The sequence below is a fragment of the Pseudoflavonifractor sp. 60 genome, from assembly GCF_009911645.1.
Taxonomy (GTDB): domain Bacteria; phylum Bacillota; class Clostridia; order Oscillospirales; family Oscillospiraceae; genus Lawsonibacter.
In genome coordinates, this window is the sequence record NZ_QWKI01000360.1 from 1 (window position 1) to 540 (window position 540).

Below are 540 nucleotides of genomic sequence, written 5' to 3' on the forward strand. Positions count from 1 at the left end.
GATATTCGCCGTGGCGGGGTCCGGGATCATCATTTTCGTGCGGATCCCCTGGATGGTGGTGGGCTCCAGCTTGAAGCCGTAGGGGGCCGCGCCGCTCATGTGGAAACCTCGTTGACACCGGGAGTAGTAGGCGTCGGTCACTCGCTTCTGGATCGTCTCACGCTCTAACTGAGCGAACACGATGCAGATATTCAGCATGGCCCGGCCCATGGGGGTGGAAGTATCAAACTTTTCCGTAGAGGAAACGAACTCCACGTTGTATTGCTGGAACAGCTCCATCATAGTGGCGAAGTCCAGAATAGAACGGCTGATACGGTCCAGCTTGTAGACCACCACCCGGCGGATCAGGCCCCGCTTGATGTCGGCCATTAACTCCTGGAAGCGGGGGCGGTCCGTGTTCTTACCGGAAAATCCCTTGTCCTTGTAGTCCTTGAAATTCCCTCCCCGCAGCTCGTACTTGCAGAACTCGATTTGACTTTCAATGCTGATACTGTCTTTGCGGTCCACAGACTGTCTCGCGTAGATAGCGTCAATGCGATT

The 540-nt window shown here is 55.6% G+C and carries 1 protein-coding gene; it reads right to left on the reverse strand.

The annotated features are described in order from the left end of the window. On the reverse strand, window positions 1-540 hold a 540-nt coding region (locus D1646_RS22385), incomplete at both ends, for a recombinase family protein (RefSeq protein WP_201754813.1).